This is a genomic window from Mesorhizobium sp. M8A.F.Ca.ET.202.01.1.1 (genome assembly GCF_004791595.1).
Taxonomy (GTDB): domain Bacteria; phylum Pseudomonadota; class Alphaproteobacteria; order Rhizobiales; family Rhizobiaceae; genus Mesorhizobium.
The window spans coordinates 1-1,159 of sequence record NZ_SRUN01000048.1; the positions used below are offsets into that span (position 1 = coordinate 1).

The window sequence follows — 1,159 nt, forward strand, 5'->3', positions numbered from 1 at the left end:
CGGATGAGCAACTGTGTTTTCAGGCTTTGTCTGGATACCAGGGTTGGTTGTGTCGAAGCATGGCGCTGAGGATGGTCATAATCTTTCGGGCCACGGCGACGATGGCGACCTTTGGTTGCTTACCGTTTGCAATAAGACGCTGGTGGAAGGCTTTGAGTACGGGATTGGAGCGGCTGGCGGTGAGCGCTGCCATGTAGACCACCCTGCGCAGAGCATGCCGGCCGCCCCAGATGACGCGGCGACCTTTGAAGGTGCCGGTGTCGAAGTCGTAGGGCGCCAGGCCGGCAAGCGCAGCAATCTCGCGTCGCGAGGCCTGCCCGATCTCCGGCGCCAGCGCCAGTATGGTATGGCTGAGGACTGGACCGGCACCGTGGAAGGACTGGATCAGGCGATCCTTGGCTGCGAGCGCCGGCTGGCTGGCGACGAGTTCGGCCATACGCTTGGCGAGCAGTGCGATATCGAGTTCGATACGACGCAGCCGCTGGGTGAAGATGCGCTTCACCATCGGCTCGCGTAGCTGCTCGAGTTGATTGGCGAGGCTGACCTTATCGTCGCTAAGCTGCCTGCGGGCCACGACCAGATCGGCCAGTTGCTCCGCAATCGGGTCGCAACGCACCGGCCGGGTCGGCAGTTCGGCGGTGTAGCGCGCAATCAGCAAGGCGTCGATGCGATCATTCTTGGCCAATCGGCCAAGGGCGCGGGCATAGTGGCGCAATTTGTGCGGATTGACGTTCCTGGCCGGCAGGTCCGCGCTACGCAGTGCCTTGGCCACACCGCGCTCATAGCCGCCGCTCGGCTCCATGCCGATGGCGCGTACGGTGCGACCCCGCAGCCATCTGACCAGCTTGGCCCATCCGTCCTTGTCGTTGTCGAAACGCGCTTGTTCCTGCGTTTGAAACACCGCCACGTCGAGCCAGCCTTTGGCGACATCGATGCCGATGTCCTGAACCGTTTGCGCTACCATCTCATCGGTCCCTTCCTTGTGTGCGGGGGCTTGCCCCTTGCAACTGTTCGGGTTCACAAAAGAAGGCGGTCGGGCCCCAGCTCATCCACGGTTTAAGCCACCTGAGGGGTGACGGGCTCTCGACCGCCGCCACGGATCAGGCAAGCACCTGGTCCGTGGCACCCTCAACAATGCACGATTCCAAACACACAAGGG

Annotated in this window: 1 protein-coding gene; it reads right to left on the minus strand. The window is 62.6% G+C overall.

What is annotated here, in order from left to right; translation table 11 throughout:
* Positions 1-19 precede the first annotated feature (19 nt).
* The gene (locus EN845_RS33750; protein ID WP_189522269.1) at positions 20-964 is read right to left on the minus strand and encodes an IS110 family transposase; all 945 of its coding nucleotides are present in this window, start codon (positions 962-964) and stop codon (positions 20-22) included.
* Positions 965-1,159 lie beyond the last annotated feature (195 nt).